The sequence below is a fragment of the Cohnella terricola genome, assembly GCF_007786475.1.
GTDB classification, from domain to species: domain Bacteria; phylum Bacillota; class Bacilli; order Paenibacillales; family Paenibacillaceae; genus Cohnella; species Cohnella terricola.
Map to the genome: position 1 here is coordinate 87,302 of NZ_VNJJ01000008.1, position 18,007 is coordinate 105,308.

16 protein-coding genes are annotated in these 18,007 nt (G+C 49.5%); all 16 read left to right on the plus strand.

What is annotated here, in order from left to right; translation table 11 throughout:
• The 16 genes from FPZ45_RS15345 (at window position 1) to FPZ45_RS15425 (ending at window position 17,996) form a co-directional block, all read left to right on the plus strand.
• Window positions 1–633, plus strand: coding sequence for an isocitrate lyase/PEP mutase family protein (locus FPZ45_RS15345; protein WP_281284908.1), 633 nt, complete (start codon window positions 1–3; stop codon window positions 631–633).
• Window positions 634–657: 24 nt separating this feature from the next.
• Window positions 658–819 (plus strand): PaaI family thioesterase, encoded by a 162-nt coding sequence (locus tag FPZ45_RS15350; protein WP_144703850.1) that lies wholly within the window; start codon window positions 658–660, stop codon window positions 817–819.
• A gap of 127 nt (window positions 820–946) precedes the next feature.
• On the plus strand, window positions 947–1,201 hold the full coding sequence (locus tag FPZ45_RS15355; RefSeq protein ID WP_144703493.1) for a hypothetical protein: 255 nt from the start codon (window positions 947–949) through the stop codon (window positions 1,199–1,201).
• Window positions 1,202–1,293: 92 nt separating this feature from the next.
• Window positions 1,294–1,587, plus strand: coding sequence for a retropepsin-like aspartic protease (locus tag FPZ45_RS15360; protein WP_281284909.1), 294 nt, complete (start codon window positions 1,294–1,296; stop codon window positions 1,585–1,587).
• A 761-nt stretch (window positions 1,588–2,348) separates the two neighbouring features.
• Entirely contained in the window at window positions 2,349–2,765 is a 417-nt protein-coding gene (locus FPZ45_RS15370; protein WP_144703496.1) for a cupin domain-containing protein, read from the plus strand.
• Between the two features lie 48 nt (window positions 2,766–2,813).
• A complete protein-coding gene (locus FPZ45_RS15375; protein ID WP_144703499.1) occupies window positions 2,814–3,161 on the plus strand; it encodes an MmcQ/YjbR family DNA-binding protein in 348 nt (115 codons plus the stop codon).
• A gap of 423 nt (window positions 3,162–3,584) precedes the next feature.
• On the plus strand, window positions 3,585–4,865 hold the full coding sequence (locus FPZ45_RS15380) for an ABC transporter substrate-binding protein (RefSeq protein WP_144703502.1): 1,281 nt from the start codon (window positions 3,585–3,587) through the stop codon (window positions 4,863–4,865).
• Window positions 4,866–4,953: 88 nt separating this feature from the next.
• Entirely contained in the window at window positions 4,954–5,838 is an 885-nt protein-coding gene (locus FPZ45_RS15385) for a carbohydrate ABC transporter permease (RefSeq protein ID WP_144703505.1), read from the plus strand.
• Between the two features lie 19 nt (window positions 5,839–5,857).
• Window positions 5,858–6,673, plus strand: coding sequence for a carbohydrate ABC transporter permease (locus tag FPZ45_RS15390; protein WP_144703508.1), 816 nt, complete (start codon window positions 5,858–5,860; stop codon window positions 6,671–6,673).
• A gap of 47 nt (window positions 6,674–6,720) precedes the next feature.
• Window positions 6,721–7,749 carry a LacI family DNA-binding transcriptional regulator gene (locus FPZ45_RS15395; protein ID WP_246120464.1) on the plus strand — a complete coding sequence of 343 codons (1,029 nt, stop codon included), beginning with the start codon at window positions 6,721–6,723 and terminating at the stop codon, window positions 7,747–7,749.
• Window positions 7,750–7,779: 30 nt separating this feature from the next.
• Complete coding sequence (locus FPZ45_RS15400; protein ID WP_144703511.1) at window positions 7,780–8,727, plus strand: carbohydrate kinase family protein; 948 nt, start codon at window positions 7,780–7,782, stop codon at window positions 8,725–8,727.
• A 26-nt stretch (window positions 8,728–8,753) separates the two neighbouring features.
• Window positions 8,754–10,034: a glycoside hydrolase family 125 protein gene (locus tag FPZ45_RS15405; protein ID WP_144703514.1), complete on the plus strand. Its 1,281-nt coding sequence runs from the start codon at window positions 8,754–8,756 to the stop codon at window positions 10,032–10,034.
• 30 nt (window positions 10,035–10,064) lie between these two features.
• Window positions 10,065–13,106: a glycoside hydrolase family 2 TIM barrel-domain containing protein gene (locus FPZ45_RS15410; RefSeq protein ID WP_144703855.1), complete on the plus strand. Its 3,042-nt coding sequence runs from the start codon at window positions 10,065–10,067 to the stop codon at window positions 13,104–13,106.
• A 22-nt stretch (window positions 13,107–13,128) separates the two neighbouring features.
• Window positions 13,129–14,070 carry an aldo/keto reductase gene (locus FPZ45_RS15415; protein WP_144703517.1) on the plus strand — a complete coding sequence of 314 codons (942 nt, stop codon included), beginning with the start codon at window positions 13,129–13,131 and terminating at the stop codon, window positions 14,068–14,070.
• On the plus strand, window positions 14,067–14,819 hold the full coding sequence (locus FPZ45_RS15420) for a sugar phosphate isomerase/epimerase family protein (RefSeq protein ID WP_246120465.1): 753 nt from the start codon (window positions 14,067–14,069) through the stop codon (window positions 14,817–14,819). The genes FPZ45_RS15415 and FPZ45_RS15420 overlap by 4 nt, the downstream gene beginning before the upstream one ends.
• A 33-nt stretch (window positions 14,820–14,852) precedes the next feature.
• Entirely contained in the window at window positions 14,853–17,996 is a 3,144-nt protein-coding gene (locus FPZ45_RS15425; RefSeq protein ID WP_144703861.1) for an alpha-mannosidase, read from the plus strand.
• Window positions 17,997–18,007: the final 11 nt, after the last annotated feature.

The following is an 18,007-nucleotide window of genomic DNA, read 5'->3' on the forward strand; positions in this document are numbered from 1 at the left end:
ATCGGTACTACCAGCTGGGGAATAGCGAAAAGCTTGGGATATCCGGATGGTGAAGCAATTGAATTTGATATTCTAGTAAATCGCATAAAAACGATATTGGATCATGTGAACATCCCTGTTTCTGCTGATATTGAATCAGGTTATGGAAAAGATGAGGAAACGATCGTCGAGAATGTGTTGAAGCTTGCGGATATAGGAGTTTCGGGGATAAATATAGAGGATTCTTGTAAATTGAACGAACAATGTATGCTTTTGTCGAAAATAAGAATGGCACTAGAGAAGAGCGGCTATAAAGATTTTTATATTAATGCAAGAACAGATACCTATTTGCTGAATATAGATCCGCGCAACGAAACGACGGTCCGGGCTCATGCCTACGTGGAAAGCGGAGCAAGCGGAATTTTTGTTCCTGGATTGAAAGACGATAACGAAATCAAAGCGGTTACAGCGCTAATAGCCGCTCCTCTTAACCTTATGTCTGTACCAGGGCTAACAAGTTGTAAAAAGCTCCGGGAACTTGGAGTCAAGCGACTAAGTCTCGGCGGCGCCTTATATCGGAAGCTTCAATCGTTGCTGGACACATGTGCGGCTCATATTTATGAATCTCAGGATACGTCTTTGCTATTCGATTGAATATAGAAAGAAAATCGCTTAACCATTGAATTAAAAATAAATTTTTTGAAGCCGGTATGGAGTGGTGCGATCAGGGCGGAAGCAAAAGTAATGAAGAAAGGACAAACCGTTGGATTCATTGATTGTAGTGTATTTGACGAGAACCAAAGTCTGGAAGAAGCTCAGACAACACACGCCCCAGCCTAAGATAGGAGCTATCTTAGGCTGGGGCGTGTCGTGAATACGACAGACGTTAGATGAAAGCCCACAAAGGCTGAAAATACCAAAGATATGGTATAATTTTCTTAATAAGCCTGAGAAATGAGGTGGAGCCGTGAATTGGGAAACTTTAAGAAGTCATTATCCAGATCAGTGGGTACTTTTCGAAGCAATTGAAGCACATTCTGATAACGGCAGAAGAGTGGTTGATCGAATAGCATTGATTAATCAATTTGATGAAGGCAAAGACGCTTTAAATGAATACAAATTAATTCATAAGACAGAACCTAAACGAGAACTTTATGTTGCTCATACAAGTAAGATTGAGCTAGAAATTATAGAACGCAAGTGGCTAGGGGTTCGGGTATGAATGCATCAATTGAACTTTCAAACAGTGATCTGCCTTTAATTGAGATTAAGATTTAGTACAATAATCAGAGCATTAGATTACCACGAGTACTGATTGATACCGGTTCATCAAGTACGATCTTAAAGTTAGATATAGTTGAAGAGATTGGATTGACTGTCGAACTAGATGATGTATTAGGAACAATTAGCGGTGTAGGTGGAAGTGAATTTGTATTTTTTAAGACTGTAGATGCAATTGAAGTAAATGGATTTAAGGTTGAAGATTTCAAGGTTGATATAGGAACAATGGATTACGGGATAGATATCGATGGGATTGTCGGAATGGACTTTTTATTAAAGGCAAAAGGGATAATTGATATGAGTGAATTAATATTGATTTGCAAATAAAGCAGGAAGAGTGGACCTTCGTATAACACCATATTCACGCTTCGGGCCATTTGGCCCTCGTTCTGCCCGAAGTATTTCAAAGTAAAATATTGAGCAGACACATCGATCCTCCTAAGATATAGAGCTATCTAAGGGGGATCGACGTCTTGGATCGATTGAAGCAATAATGCAGTAAGTACAATAATCAGAAAGCGGAGGAATTAACAGTATGCTTCGTTGTTCTTGGTGTATGAAGAAAATCAAAGAAAACAATGGATGCTTGGGCTTGGACGTAAAATTCAAAGATGGAGTAGATTTTAAACAAGCTCAAGGGACAATCCAATCAATTTTTCTAGCAACTAGGAATACAAGTGTTCCGTAAATTATTGTCGCGGATAACTCGGAAGCAAAGAAACAAGGACAAGATGGGATATTTGCTCTTTGTAGTGAAAAGTGTGGAGTACAGATGAAAAAGACATTAACTGATGAAACAAATATGTTTAAAGCAATAGGAGATATGATGGATCTAAAATAAAAAAAGTAAAAAATGTAATATCATAAACAACCGTACCCTGACGGGTCCTTAAGTCGGTGAGACGTGGTGAATACAAGAACGTTATAAGAAATTGGCGCAAGTGCATTTTAAGTTAGAATCTCAGGAAGTTGTATAAAAATCAAAGTTGGAGCATCATAATTTATTGGCGTATTAGACATATATAAATGACAACAAGCCCCGACATGATGAGTTAGGGTTATTTTTATTAAGCTAGAGAGGTGAGGAAATGAATACAAAGAACAACAACATAAATGATGTGTTATTTGTTACACCCGGTTTAGGACGTAAATACAATATGGGTTCTATGTCGAGTGTATTTTTAGCCGATGGTGCTGAAACTAATAGCCGGTACTCTGTTTCAGAATGGTGGCTGGATGCGCAAAGCGATGGTCCTGGACCACATTCACATGATGAAAATGAAGAATTGTTTTATGTATTAGAGGGTGTTATGACTTTTTTAGTTGGAGAAGAAATGATTGAGGCGCCTAAAGGATCGTTTATTAGAATTCCTGCTAATATAATTCATGATTTTATGAATAGGAGTAAGGAACGGTCAGGTATACTTAACATATTTATACCAGGTGGATTCGAAGAAATGATGCCTAAAATTGTTCAGTGGTATGAAGATAATTTGGAGAAATGAAAGAGCAATAAAATCAAATCATTCAATCTATGTAAGGAGTCCATCCAAATGACTACAATTGAATCTGTTCGTCATTTTTCATTATCGCTCCCCGAGTCAAAAGAAATTAATCATTGGGGGAAACCCTCATTCCGAGTGAATAATAAGATTTTTGCAGTAATACAGGATGATGGATTTACACTGACCGTGAAGACTGTTGCTGAGGATAGATCCATGCTCACTACACTGGATCCCGAGACATTTAAAGTACCGGACTCATTTTCGAATCTTAATTATATGAATATCAATTTGACACGTGTAGAAGAAAAGGAACTGAAAGGATTGATCTTAAAAGCATGGAGCAGTATTGCTCCCAAAAAACTGGTTAATAAGTATTTTGAGGGATTGAAGGAGTAGGGCCGAATTACACGTTTTGTTCAAGAGTATTGAAAGCGTTTATGAAAAATCTCTTAAACTATTGTCAAAAGAAGCTGAGCATATTATACTAGCTTCAAGCCACATCTGAAAACGATTCCAGAAACAACGCTTCAATCTGAAATCGATACCAGGAACACCAGAAGAATACAGGCTCGAAACGAGAAAAATTTTTTCACTGATTCTGGAATCGATACCAGAATCATAAGTTTCATCCCAATATGGAATCGATACCAGAATGTATATGAAGCGTGAACCGAGGAAAGCTGAAAGGGTGGTGGTGCAGGGCGCTTGAAGCCGTTCTGGGCGTTTGTTATCAGTAAGTCTGCTACAACAATTGCGAAGAGATGTATCATTGTTGAACCATCACGACAAAACTAAACAGAATCGGGGGAACAAACATCCATGAAACGCAAAGCCTTATCCAGTGCTTTACTAGCTCTATGCCTAGTCCTGATCTTATCTGCTTGCGGTCAGAATAATAAAAACGAAGCTGCTCCATCAAATGAAAGCGGTAAAGGCGGCAAGGTTACGCTCAAGATGTGGTATTGGAACGGAGCGATCTCGGATTCCACGATTGAAGCGGCTAAAGCCAAGTTCCCTAACATCGACCTGCAAGCGGAGAAACTGCCTTCCGGCGGAGATTTCCTGACCAAATTAAAGACGACGATTTCCGGCGGCGGCAACGGTCCCGATATTGTCACGATGGACAGCTGGGTTTCGACGATGCTGACTTACAAGGACAAATTCGTTAATCTGTACGATCAAGGCGCCAGCGACATCAAGCCCCAATACCTGGAGTGGAAGTGGAGAATGGGCGCAACGCAGGACGACAAATATTTGATCGGTTTGCCGATTGACGTTGCTCCCGTCGTGTTGTACTACCGCGCCGACTTGTTCAAGGAAGCTGGAGTAGCCAGCACGCCTGAAGAAATTAAGGATCAAGTGAAAACGGTGGATGATTATTTGGCTCTCATGAAACAAGTGAAAGAGAAGACAGGTACACAATCCGGTACGCTTGTCGATCTCTTCAGAAGCATTATGGGTCAGAGCAGTCTGAACTACTTCGATAACGACGGCAACTATATCGGTGACAAGGAGCACGTCAAGAAAGCTTGGGATTTCGCGGTTAAAGCTTACAAAGAAGGGGTAACCTTCCCATTCTCCAGCGATTCGGAGAAGAATGCGGCTATGAACAACGGCAAAATCTCTTCCTTTACGGGAGCTTCATGGGCAGTGGGCGATGTCATCTCGGCTGCGCCGGACACGAAAGGGAAATGGAGTATCGCTTATCCGCCGGGTGGGGTAGGCAATCAGGGGGGCTCCTTTATGGGCATCCTGAAATCCACCAAATATCCGAAAGAAGCTTATGAGGTCGTTAAGTTCCTCGTGAGCCCCGATAATCTGGTCGCAGGTTATAAGGAGTTCGGCAATTACCCATCCACTCCTGAAATTTACGCTAGTCCGGAGATGGTTAACCAAAGCGAGTTCTTCGGGGGCCAAGATCTGAGCACGGTATTCGGCGAAGCGGCCAAGGATGTTCAGACCGCACATACGGATTCCAGAGACGAACTGGTCATTAATGCCCTTGCGGCGGCACTCGGTTCCGTAGACGCTCAGAAGAAAGATCCGGAGAAAGCCTGGACGGATGCCCAACAACAAATTACGCGTCAACTGTCGCGTTAATCGAAGAGCAGACTTAACTGGCACTTAAATAGAAGATGAGGCGGGGAGGATACATGGACCCTGCCTCATCGAATTACGGAGGAGTAATATGGGAGGCCTTTTAAAAGAAATATACAAAAGCAGAACGCTTTATCTGTTTATTTCTCCTTTTTACATCTTGTTTCTGATCTTTTCTGTATTTCCCATCTTCTTCTCGATCTATTTGTCCGTGCATAAATGGGACGGCATCGGAGAGATGACTTCTGTAGGATTCAAGAACTTTTCTTACATGTTTAATGATCCGGTCTTCTGGCAGGCTTTAGTTAACAATATCGCGATCTGGCTGTTGGCTAACGGTCCGATGCTCGTTTGCGCTTTGATCGTCGCATTCATTATCAACTTGTCCATCGTCAAATTCAAAGCTTTTTTCCGCATCGCTTACTTTCTACCGAATATAACGGCTATGGTTGCTGTCGTCATCATATTTCAGTCCATGTTCGGGAATGAATACGGGCTGGTCAATTACTTCATGGAAATGGTCGGTCTGAACAAAATCGCTTGGTTTAATTCCAGTACGGGCGTTCGGGTCGTGATTGCGGTTATGATCGCCTGGAGATATTTAGGCTACAACGCCGTCATGTATTTGTCCGGTCTACAAAGGATACCTAAGGATTTGTATGAAGCAGCAGATCTGGACGGTGCGACGATGTTCCAGACCTTCACCAAAATTACGATTCCCATGCTACGTCCGATCATTTTGTTCACGGTAATGATGTCTACAATTGGCGGATTTCAAATTTTCACGGAACCTCAAGTCCTGGCGGGTAACCAGGCTCCATACCCAGGCTCGGAGACGATCGTTCTCTATATGTTCCGAGAGGGCTTCATTTACCAGAACTACGGTTACGCGGCCGCGGTTTCGTGGGTACTATTTGTCATCATCGGTCTCATTTCCATCTTGAACTGGAAATTTTTCAACAAGTCGGACGATTGATAAAAAAGGAGCAGACAAGATGACCGCAAAAAAGATATTTGTGCATACTTTTTTGTTAATCGGTGTTATATTTTCAATATTCCCATTTTATTGGCTCATCGTCATGTCGACGAACGAAACGAGCGCGATCTTTGCTTTTCCACCGAAGCTGACCTTCGGTAATTACTTCATGACGAACTACAATCATGTCATGGATAACATCAACTTCTACCGTGCGCTGTTCAACACGGTTCTTATAGCGGTCGTCAGTACGACGCTTCAGCTATTCTTCAACTCGTTGACGGGCTTTACGTTCTCGAAATTCAAATTTCCCGGTTCCAAAGTGCTGTTCTATCTGATGATGGCCACGATGATGATTCCTGCGCAGATGCTGCTTGTCCCGCAATTCATTATCATTAAAGAGCTGGGTTGGCTGGGCAGTTACAAGGCTCTCATTATTCCGGGAATGGCTACGGCGTTCGGGATTTTCTGGATCAGACAATATGCGCTGGCCATTCATGACGATCTGCTGGAGGCAGCCCGTATCGACGGGTGCAACAAATTCGGACTCTACTGGCGCGTGGCATTGCCAATTCTCCGGCCGGCGCTTGCTTTTCTGGCGATTACGACGTTCATGGGTGTCTGGGAGGATTATCTTTGGCCGTTGATCGTCTTGACGGATACTTCCAAATTTACTTTGACGTTAACCTTGCAACAGCTAAAATCGGTGCATACCGGAGATTATTCCATGGTAATGACAGGTACGCTGCTGGCAACGGTTCCGTTGATCGTGTTTTTCCTTCTGGTCAGCCGACAATTTATCGCGGGGATCATGGAAGGTGCGGTTAAAAGTTAAGATTCGAAGATAGGGTCATGTTCAGTTGACGGAAGGGCAGGGTGACGATGATGGCGCCGAAAATTAAGGATGTCGCCAAGCAAGCGGGTGTATCCGTAACAACGGTCTCCAGGGTGCTTAACGGTGAGAGGTACGTCAAGGACGATCTGAAAATCAGGGTGCAGCGGGCGATTGACGAGCTCGGATATTCTCCAAGCCATATCGCAAGAAGTCTCGTCCGAAGGAAGACCAATCTGATTGGCGTAATCGTTCCCGACGTCACTTCAAGTTTTTATTCTACAATCCTAAGCACCATTGAGAAAACCGCTAGCCTTAACGACTATAATTTATTGGTTTGCAACATCATCGAAGACACAGATAAAGAACTGAAATATTTGCAAGTGTTCCAGCAGATGCGGGTTGACGGCATTATTATCATGCATGAGAAGTTGAACGAAGAAATCCGGGAACTGATTAACAAGTTCTCTATTCCGATTATTTTCTCCAGCGTCAAGCCGGCCGATCAGAAGTTCATGTCCGTCATCATCGACGACTACGCGGCAGCTTATGATGCTACGCGGCATCTTATCGAGCTTGGGCACACGCGAATCGGTTTTATCGGCGGCGATATGAGGGATATTACCTCCGGGCAGAATCGTTATGCCGGTTACATCCGCGCTCTAGAGGATAGCGGCATCGAGGTGCCGGAAAGCTATATCCGCTTCGGCGATTACAAGACGCAGAGCGGATACGAGTTGATGAAGGAGATGCTGGCCTCAGAACCTTATCCCACGGCCGTATTCGCGGTTAGCGACGATATGGCGGTCGGAGCCATGAATTGCATTCATGACCACGGTCTGAAGGTTCCGGAAGATTTGTCAGTCATCGGCTTTGACGGCAGCCAATTGACCGAGCAAGTGCGCCCGCGCCTGACTTCCATGCAACAGCCGATTCTGGAAATGGGCAAGGTGACGGTTGACATGCTTCTCCGTTTAATTGCAGACAGTAAGAATTCGCCAGCAGAAGATGTCATTCTGCAACATAAGCTGGTTGTTCGCGACAGCTGTAACGACTTGAAGAGCAGCGAAGAGGCTTAATCATAAAGCGATTGGAAGAGGGAGAAGCAGTTGAAAACTATAGATGCGGTAGTGATCGGGGATGCCAATATCGATCTCGTGGTCGTAGGTGGCAACAAAGTTCCTGATGGAGGTCAGGAAGCGTTCGTGGACAATATGATGATGCATGTCGGCGGGGGAGCAGCTTTATTTTCCATCTCTCTCGCCAAACTCGGCGTTCGCGTGGCTTTTAACGGAGTGCTGGGAGAAGACGTTCATGGTCGCTATATTCGGGAACGTTTTGCCGAATATGGTATCGATACCAGAATGGTGCAGGCGAGTAAAATCCATAATACGGGTATCTCTATTGCCTTTAATCCCGAGACGGATCGTTCTTTTATCACCTACGCCGGCTCGAATTCGGAGCTTCGCATGGATAACCTGAATCTTGATGAAATCGCGCAGGGAAGACATGTTCATGTGACCGGGTACCAGGGAAGGCGCAATCACGACCAATATATGAGTTTAGCCAGAAAACTCAAGGAGAAGGGGCTTACCCTCTCTTGCGACGTAGGCTGGGACGATTCCGGCGAATGGGATAAGAGCGTATTCGAGCTGATGAAGTTTGTCGATGTTTTCTTGATGAACGAAACAGAGGCGCTTCATTATACGGGATTAGACAAGATTGAAGACAGCCTTAGGTATATGGGCCAGTTCGGCAGCAACGTCGTGGTGAAGCTCGGAGCGGATGGGGCTATCTCGATGAATAAGGGGATTTTGACCCGACTCCCCGGCTATTCGGTCCAAGCGGTAGACACGACGGGGGCCGGAGATTCCTTTAATGCCGGCTATTTGTTCGGGTTTCTGAACGGGCAGGATGCCGAGACCTGCCTCCGATACGGCAATGTATGCGGTGCGATGTCCGTCAGCGCTTTCGGCGGAAGCACGGGTACTCCGGATTTGGAAGGCTTGAAAGCCTTTTTGGATCAAAATGAAAAAAAGCAGGCGGTTCGGTTATGAATGCCGCGAAAAAGGAGAATCATCCCATGAAGCTGCCACATTCCGTTTCGCAATTGCTGATGGAAGCTAAGACGACACTGTCCGAGCATCCTAAGCTGCTCGATATGTTTACGAAATGTTACCCGAATACGCTGGAGACAACCGTTAAGCTGCTGGACGATCAAACGGCATTCGTCATTACGGGAGATATCCCGGCAATGTGGCTGCGGGATTCCAGCGCGCAAGTTCGGCACTATATGCCCCTTGTCGCAGAGGATAAGGAACTGCAGTTGCTGGTGGAAGGCTTGATCCGGAGACAGATTGCTTATATCCATATCGATCCGTACGCTAACGCTTTTAATGAGGAAGCGAACGACAACCGCTACGACCAGGATTTGACCGAGCTTGATGCCTGGGTATGGGAACGAAAATACGAGATCGACTCTCTTTGCTACCCCTTGCAGCTCTCTTATCTTTATTGGAAAGAAACCGGAAACGCAAGCCTCTTCGACGAGTCGTTCCGCGCCGCGGTAACGACGATTATCTCCTTGTGGAGAACGGAACAGAGGCATACGGAGCAATCTCCTTATCGTTTCGCCAGAATCGATTGCCCGCCAAGCGACACGCTGCGCAACAACCGGATGGGAATGCCGGTGAATTACACCGGGATGACTTGGTCCGGATTTCGACCGAGCGACGATGCTTGCACGTTCGGTTATCTGATTCCCTCCAATATGTTCGCCGTCGTCGTCCTTCGCTACGTGGAGGAGATCGCGGCGGAAGTGTGGGCCGATGCCGAGCTTGTTCGTCTTGCGGCGGAGCTTCGGGAAGAGATCGACTTCGGCATTCAAACCTACGGAACTTTTCTTCATCCGAAGTACGGCAAGATTTACGCTTACGAGACGGACGGATTCGGCAACTACATTCTGATGGATGACGCCAACGTGCCGAGCCTGCTATCTATTCCTTACCTGGGCTATGCGGATGAGAGCGATCCGATCTATCGCAACACTCGCAGGTTTGTATTAAGCGAAGATAACCCATATTACCATGAGGGGAAATACGCCAAGGGAATCGGGAGTCCGCATACGCCGCCAGGCTTTATCTGGCCGATCAGCCTAGCGATGCAGGCGCTCACTTCGCGGGACGACGCGGAAATCCGGGAACTGCTGGACATGCTTCAGCGAACGGACGGGGACACGGGGTACATGCACGAAGGATTCGACCCGAATAACCCGACGAACTATACGCGACCTTGGTTCGCTTGGGCGAATAGCCTGTTTGGAGAATTGCTTCATCGTCTGATGTTACGGGGATTTTTCAAATAAGCCATTTCGCGTTAAGGGAGGGGAAAAGTGATGATTAAATTGGAACGGTATTGGGAGAACTTGGACGTTCTCCAGGTGAACAGAGAGGCTTCGCGAGCCTCTTATGTTCCTTATGCGGATGAAAGCTCGGCGAAATCGGCCAAGCGCGGGCGTTCTCCTTGGTATCAAACTCTAAACGGAGCCTGGAAGTTCCAATACCATAGCAGCGTACTAAACGTGGAAGAGCCGTTCTACGAGACGACGGCGGACGTCGGCTCCTGGGACGATTTGATCGTTCCGTCCTGCTGGCAAGTGAACGGCTACGACCAGCTTCAATATACGAATATTAATTATCCGTTTCCCAACGATCCGCCGTTTGTTCCCGATCAAAATCCGGCCGGGCTTTACGTGCGGGAATTTAACGTCGCGGAGCAATGGGACGGCAAGGAAAAATATATCGTTTTCGAAGGCGTTAACGCCTGCTTCTACTTGTGGCTGAACGGGCAATTTGCCGGCTATAGCCAAGGCAGCCGCATCCCGGCTGAATTTAACGTCTCCGCTCTGGTCAAGCCGGGCAAAAACAGGGTCGCCGTACTCGTATTGAAATGGTGCGACGGCTCGTATTTGGAAGACCAGGATTTGTGGCGTTATTCGGGTATCTTCCGCGACGTTTACCTGCTCGCGCGCGATCGCGTTCACGTCAGGGACGTATTTAATAAGCAAACGTTCGAGAACGGCTTCGACAAAGCGATATTAACGACGGATATCGAGACGACCGGACAATTGCGCGTTAGCGGGGAGTTAAAGGATGCCGAAGGGAAGGTTGCCGCTTCGGCCGAAGCCGTTATCGACGAACAAGGTACCCTACGCTTCGAGATTGATCACCCTCATCTGTGGAATGCCGAGGAGCCGAATTTATATGAGCTGTACGTTCGCGCCGGCGATGAGGTGCTGCGGTTCCAGGTAGGATTCAGGCAAGTGAAAATCGAAGACGGGGTTCTATTGATCAATGGCCAGGCCGTTAAGCTCAAGGGCGTTAACCGGCACGACTCGCATCCGGAGCTTGGTCAGACGATTCCGGTCGCGCACATGATCAAAGACCTGGTTCTGATGAAAAAACATAACATAAATACGATTCGTACTTCGCATTATCCGAATGATACCCGATTCATGGAACTGTGCAACGAATACGGCTTTTACGTCGTGGACGAGGCCGATCTGGAGTGCCACGGAATCGGCAACGAGCATATAGAAGGATCGGGCCATTCCCTATCCCGCAGTCCCGAATGGAAGGCCGCGTTTCTGGACAGGGCGGTTCGTATGGTGGAGCGGGACAAAAACCACCCCTGCGTCGTCATGTGGTCGCTCGGCAACGAGTCGGGTTATGATGCGAATCACATCGCGATGGCTGAGTGGATCAAGGAACGCGATCCGTCGCTTCCGACTCATTACGAAGGCGCCGCTCCCCATTACAAAGGAAGTAGCAACACGGACAGCTTAGACATGGAAAGTCGGATGTATGCTTCGGTTCAAGATATTGAAGCGTATGCCCAGGACGAGAGCAACAAGAAGCCGCTCTTCTTATGTGAATACAGCCATGCCATGGGCAACGGCCCGGGAGATCTTAAGGACTACTGGGATGTCATTTACCGTTATCCGAAGCTGATTGGCGCCTGCGTGTGGGAATGGAACGATCACGGCATTCTCACGAAGACGAAGGACGGTACGCCTTATTTTGCCTACGGAGGCGACTTCGGAGATTCTCCTAACGACGGCAACTTCTGCATCGACGGGTTAGTTACCCCGGATCGTAAACCTCACGTCGGCCTTCTGGAGCTGAAGCAGGTGCTCTCGCCTATACGGATAGAGGATCGCAATGCGAAAGCCGGGGAGCTTAAAGTAACCAATCTGTACGACTTTATCGACCTATCCCATGTCGGATTTTTCTGGAAGGTTGAGCTCGACGGAAGGCTGATCAAGCAGGGAAAACTTGAAATCCCGCAGTTAATGCCTCACCAATCTTGTATCGTGACTTTGCCTTACAGCCTGCAAGAGAACCCTGGAAGGGTTGTTCTGACGATCTCTTGTTGGAACAACGAAGAGACGATATGGGCACAGGCCGGTCACGAGATCGCGTTCGCGCAGTTGGAATGGCGCAACGAGGCGCAAGAGGAAACCGTCCGAGAACAAGCTGTAGCCCAAACCCTTCCTGTACAGGCGAAAGAGGAAGGGCGCTTGCTAACCGTTGAAGGCTTCGACTTCCGTCATGTGTTCGATCTTGAGCGCGGGACGGTAAGCCAAATCTCGCGGAACGGTGTAATTATGCTGGATGCGCCTTCTGTCTATTCGATCTGGCGGGCACCGATGGACAACGATATGCAGGTGAAAGAGAAGTGGTTTGCGGAAGGCTACGACCGTGCAAGGATGAAAACGTACCGGACAGTGTGGAGCACAACCGAGGACGGAGGCGTCGAGTTGACGAGTCGATTCTCGTTGGGCGCGGACAGCTTGCCCTCCATTCTAACCGGGGAAGCCCGCTGGAAGGTTGGCGCGTCCGGAGAACTGGACCTGCTGCTGGACGTTAGCGTTCAAGAGGAATTGCCTTACCCTTATCTTCCGAGATTCGGACTTCGGCTCACGATGCCCCGGGGGATGGAAGAGGTGGAATACTCGGGCTTCGGGCCGCATGAAAGCTATATCGATAAACGTCAGAGCGTAAAAAGAGGCCGATTCCTGACAACGGTCGATGAGATGTTCGAGAACTATATCATGCCGCAAGAGAACGGCTCCAGATACGGTACAGATTGGGCAATCGTGTCCAACGCCCAAGGCATGGGCATACGCTTCTCTGCTCCGGAGAGCTTCTCCTTTAACGCTTCCCACTACACGCCGGAGGATATCGCCGAGGCGAAGCATGATTGGGAGCTGATGAGGAAGAAACGGGAAGAAACGATCGTGCACCTCGATTACATGATGAGCGGAGTCGGTTCCAATTCCTGCGGTCCGGAATTGGCCGAGCGATACCGGCTGAGCGAGAAGAAATTCCGGTTCGAATTAAGTCTGATGCCTTTGTTTAAAGAAGAAGACGAATAGAATCGCATGAGGAGGCCTACGAATGAAATACATCCAAATTCAAGGTGTCGAAAAGCCGATTTCCCGACTGTTCATGGGGACGGGAGATCTAAGGAAGATAGAGGAGCCGCAGCGGTTGATGCTCGATGCCTACATCAAGGCCGGAGGCAATGCCTTCGATACCGCGCATCAATATCGGGGTAAGGAACTTGTGCTGGGACAGTGGCTGGCGGAGACGAACCTGCGTGAAAAGCTGGTCATCTTGACAAAGGGCGCTCATCACGACGACGGAAGCCCGGGACCTCGCGTAAATCCGCAAGCGATCCGCAAGGACTTATCGGAGAGCCTGGAACGGCTGGGAACGGATTATGTCGATCTTTATGCCTTGCATAGGGATGATCCGACGGTAGCGGTCGGTCCGATTATCGAAGAGTTGAACGAGCATATTCAAGCGAAGAAGATTCGGGCCATCGGGGCTTCGAACTGGTCTTACAAGAGAATTCGGGAGGCGAACGAATTTGCTGCTTCCCGTAATCTGATCGGCTTTTCCTTCAGCAGCCCGAACCTCAGCTTAGCCAAGCCTAAAGAAGCGAGGTGGGAGGGGACCGTCTCGGCGGACGAGGAAACGTGCGACTGGCATGCCGAAACGCAGCTTCCACTGTTCGCATGGTCGGCGCAAGCGGGCGGATTTTTCTCGGGGAACTTCGCGCCCGATAAGTTGGACGATCCGGAAATGGTCCGGGTCTATTACAGCGACGAGAACTGGGAACGATATCGTCGCGCGGTGAAGCTGGCAGAAGAGAAAGGCGTGACGCCGATTCAGATCGCCTTGTCTTATGTTTTGTATCAGCCTTTCCCGACTTGCGCCATTATCGGACCTCGCAACCCGGAGGAATTCGAGTCCTCCATTCAAGCGATGAACCTGGTGTTAACCGCGGAGGAAGTCGAATGGCTGGATCTGAAAAAGGAGGAGATCGGGAGATGATCAGACATCAACTGGCAGCTCAGCTTTTCACCGTGAGGAACGAATTGAAGAAAGATTTCGAGGGCGTTCTAAGAGAGTTAAGTAAAATGGGCTGGGCGGCGGTGCAGATCGACGGGCTTCACGGCAACTCCGCTCGGGATATCGCGGCCGTTATGAAGGAACTTGGCTTAAAGACGGCAGGCATGCACGTAGGTCTGGAGCGAATGAAGAACGATCTGGATAACGTTCTCGAAGAAGCTCGACTGTTCGACACGAAGGATTTCATCTGCCACTCGCTGCCTGATGGGCTCCAGACTCCCGAAGGCTATAGAAGCGTCAAGAAAGACTTGCTTGCGGTGGCCGCCAAAGTACAAGGCACGGGATACCGCGCGGGTTACCATAATCACGACTTTGAATTCCATACTTCCATCGACGGGAAGTTCGCTCTCGAATATTTGCTCGACGATCCCGCTATTTATGCCGAGATCGATACCTATTGGGTAATGAAGGGGGGCCAAGATCCGCTGAACTTCATTCGCAACTACGCTTTCCGTATGCCGATTCTTCACCTGAAGGACATGACGTCCGACGGCAAGCAATATTTCGCCGAGATCGGCACAGGCCTGATCGATTTCGCTCCGATCCTCAGATGGGGGCTGGACAGCGGCGTGGAATGGTTTGCAGTGGAGCAAGACTATTGTCCGGGCAATCCGCTGGACAGTCTGGCGACCAGCCTAGAGAACTTGATCAAGCTTGAGGAATCCTTATAAATCGACTGATCGGAAAGAAGGGTGAGAATCGAGATGTTGTTTACTGAGAAGAAGCTAGAAGCCCGCCTCCGGGAGCTGAGTGCTACCCGCTATCGCGATGTTTTGCCGATGAACAGCTTTTCGGCTATCGAGGATGAAGCCGGCGCGACGGGAGCCCGGCCGCCTGCGGGTTCTCCCGAGTTTGAATTGAAAGCCGGCGAGACGTGGAAGGGTCGCGACCGTTACATCTGGCTGTCCCGCAGCGTCGAGATTCCCAAGGAGTGGTCCGGGAAAACCGTGCTTGCGCGCTTTGACCTCGGTGAAACCGGTGGAGGGAACAACGAAGGCTTCGAGTCGTTGCTGTATTGGAACGGCGCTCCGTATCAGGGCGTCGATTCCAATCACCAGGAGGTGTTCCTGCCGGAAGATTGCGCCGGGAAGAGCGGCAGAATCGACATTCGGCTGTGGTCGGGTCTTGACGGCGGCGGCAAGCCGCGCGAGATGAAGCATACGATCAACGTGGCCGAGCTGTGCTGGCTGGATGAAAAAATCGATGATTTTTATTATACGGGGCGCGCGATTCTCGAAACGATACAGGCGTTGGACGACAAGCATCCGGATCGCGTCGGTCTTCTGAAAGCGTTGGATCGCGCTTTCCTCAAGGTTGACTGGTCGCAGCCGGAATCCGATGCGTACCGCGAATCCGTGTATGAAGCGAGAGAGCAATTGCTGGCCGAGATGAACGGCTTCGAGAAGCATCATCCGGTTACCGTGACGGCGATCGGCCATACGCATATCGACGTTGCCTGGCTTTGGAGACTTAAGCATACGCGGGAAAAATGCGCCCGTTCGTTCTCGACGGTTCTGCGTTTGATGGAGCGCTTCCCGGATTACGTATTCCTGCAGACGCAGCCGCAGCTGTACGCGTACATCAAGCAAGACTATCCCGAGATCTACGAGCAGATTCGCGAACGCGTACGCGAGGGACGTTGGGAGATCGGCGGAGGCATGTGGCTGGAAGCCGATTGCAACTTGACCTCAGGGGAATCGCTCGTTCGGCAATTTCTGTTCGGAACGCGCTTTATGCGTCAGGAATTCGGGGTAGAAAGCACGTACCTATGGCTTCCCGACGTGTTCGGCTATAGCTGGGCGCTGCCGCAAATCTTGCGCAAATCGGGCTTCGAGACGTTCATGACGACGAAGATCAGCTGGAACCAGTTCAATAGAATGCCGCATGACACGTTTAAGTGGAGAGGCATCGACGGCTCGGAGGTGCTCACGCATTTCATCACGACGCCGGATGATTGGGAGGAAGCGAACTCCTTCTTCTACACGTATAACGGCCTGATTACGCCTCAGACGGTTAAAGGGGCTTGGGGAGGGTATCAGGAGAAGGAAGTGAACCAGGAGCTGCTGCTTTCCTACGGCTACGGAGACGGAGGCGGAGGCGTCAATCGCGAAATGCTGGAAATGCGCCGCCGCTTGGACGAAATGCCCGGATTGCCGAACGTGAAGACGGGCCGCGCGGACGATTACTTCCAGCGGCTTCAGACGACGTTTAAGGACACGGATCGCTACGTGCATACATGGGACGGCGAGCTGTACCTGGAATATCATCGGGGCACTTATACAAGCCAAGCCTACAACAAACGGATGAATCGCAAGCTGGAGCTGCTTTACCGCGAGACGGAATGGCTCAGCTCGTTGGCCAGCGTCCTGCGCGGCGATTGGAGCGGGTATCGGCAGAAGGAATTGAACGAGGGCTGGACAATCATTCTTCGCAACCAGTTCCATGATATTATTCCGGGCTCCTCGATCAAGGAAGTCTACGAAGACAGCCGCGAGGAATACGCCGAAGCGCTGGCTCTGGCCAGCGACGCATGGAAGGATGCGGCTGCCGTTGTTGGCGGCGCGAAAGCGGACGGAGCGGTTACCGTTCTTAACAGCTCGCCTTGGGAACGCAACGATCTTGTTGTCATCGACGGGGATCAGGCGCCTGCAGGAAGCGAATGGATCGATGCGGAGGGCCACGTGCTGCTGGCGCAGTATGCCGAAGATCGCTGGATTGTGGCGGCATCGAAGGTGCCATCGCTTGGACTGTCCGCCATCCGTTATCGGGAAGGCGGTTTGGACTCCTCGGAGAACGAGGCCGTTATCCCGTTCCGTCAGGAAGGAAGCACGCTTAAGACCCCTCATTACGAGATCGAGTGGAACGAAGCCGGACAGCTGTCCCGGATTTACGACCTGGACTACCGCCGCGACGTGCTTGCTCCGAATGCCTTCGGCAACGTGCTGCAAGTGTTCGAAGACAAGCCGCTTCATTTCGAAGCTTGGGACGTCGACATTTTCTATCAGGAGAAAATGCGCGAGATTACCGATCTCGTATCGGTGGAGTTGGCGGAAGTCGGACCTCTGATGGCAGTTGTCGCTTTCCGGTGGAAGTATGCCAACTCCGTCATTACCCAGAGAATGACCGTATATGCCGATAACAGACGGATCGATTTCCGTACGCACATCAATTGGCAGGATCATCAGCAGTTGCTGAAGGTCGCATTCCCGGTTGACGTTCGCTCGACGGAGGCAACTTACGATATCCAGTTCGGCAACGTCAAACGCCCGACGCACTGGAACACAAGCTGGGATTGGGCACGATTCGAGTCTGTTGGCCATCAGTGGGCCGATCTGTCCGAGCGCGGTTACGGCGTGAGCTTGCTGAACGATTGCAAATACGGCTACGACGTGAAGGATAACGTCCTGCGCCTGTCATTGTTGAAATCGGCGATCAGCCCCGACCCGGATGCGGATATCGGAGAACACGAATTCGTGTACGCTCTGTACCCGCATGAAGGCGACTGGTACGCAGGAGGCACCGTGCAGCAAGCTTGGTCGCTCAACAACCCGTTGACTGCTTATGCAGGCGCTCCGGCGAAGGATGCATTCTCCCTGTTCCGCTTGTCCGCAGCCAACGTGATGGTCGATGCAGTGAAGAAAGCGGAGGATGGAGATGGCCTGATCCTGCGCGTACATGAATTCGCCGGTGTCCGCTCGAAGGTCGAGCTGGGCAGCGATCTCACCATCGCCTCCTTGCAGGAATGCAATCTGATGGAGCAGCCGATGAGCGAAGCAGGTTCTTCCGGGTTGTCGTTCGAACTGAAGCCTTACGAGATTAAAACCTTTATCGTTCAACTTCAAGCCTGATTCCTGCGGGT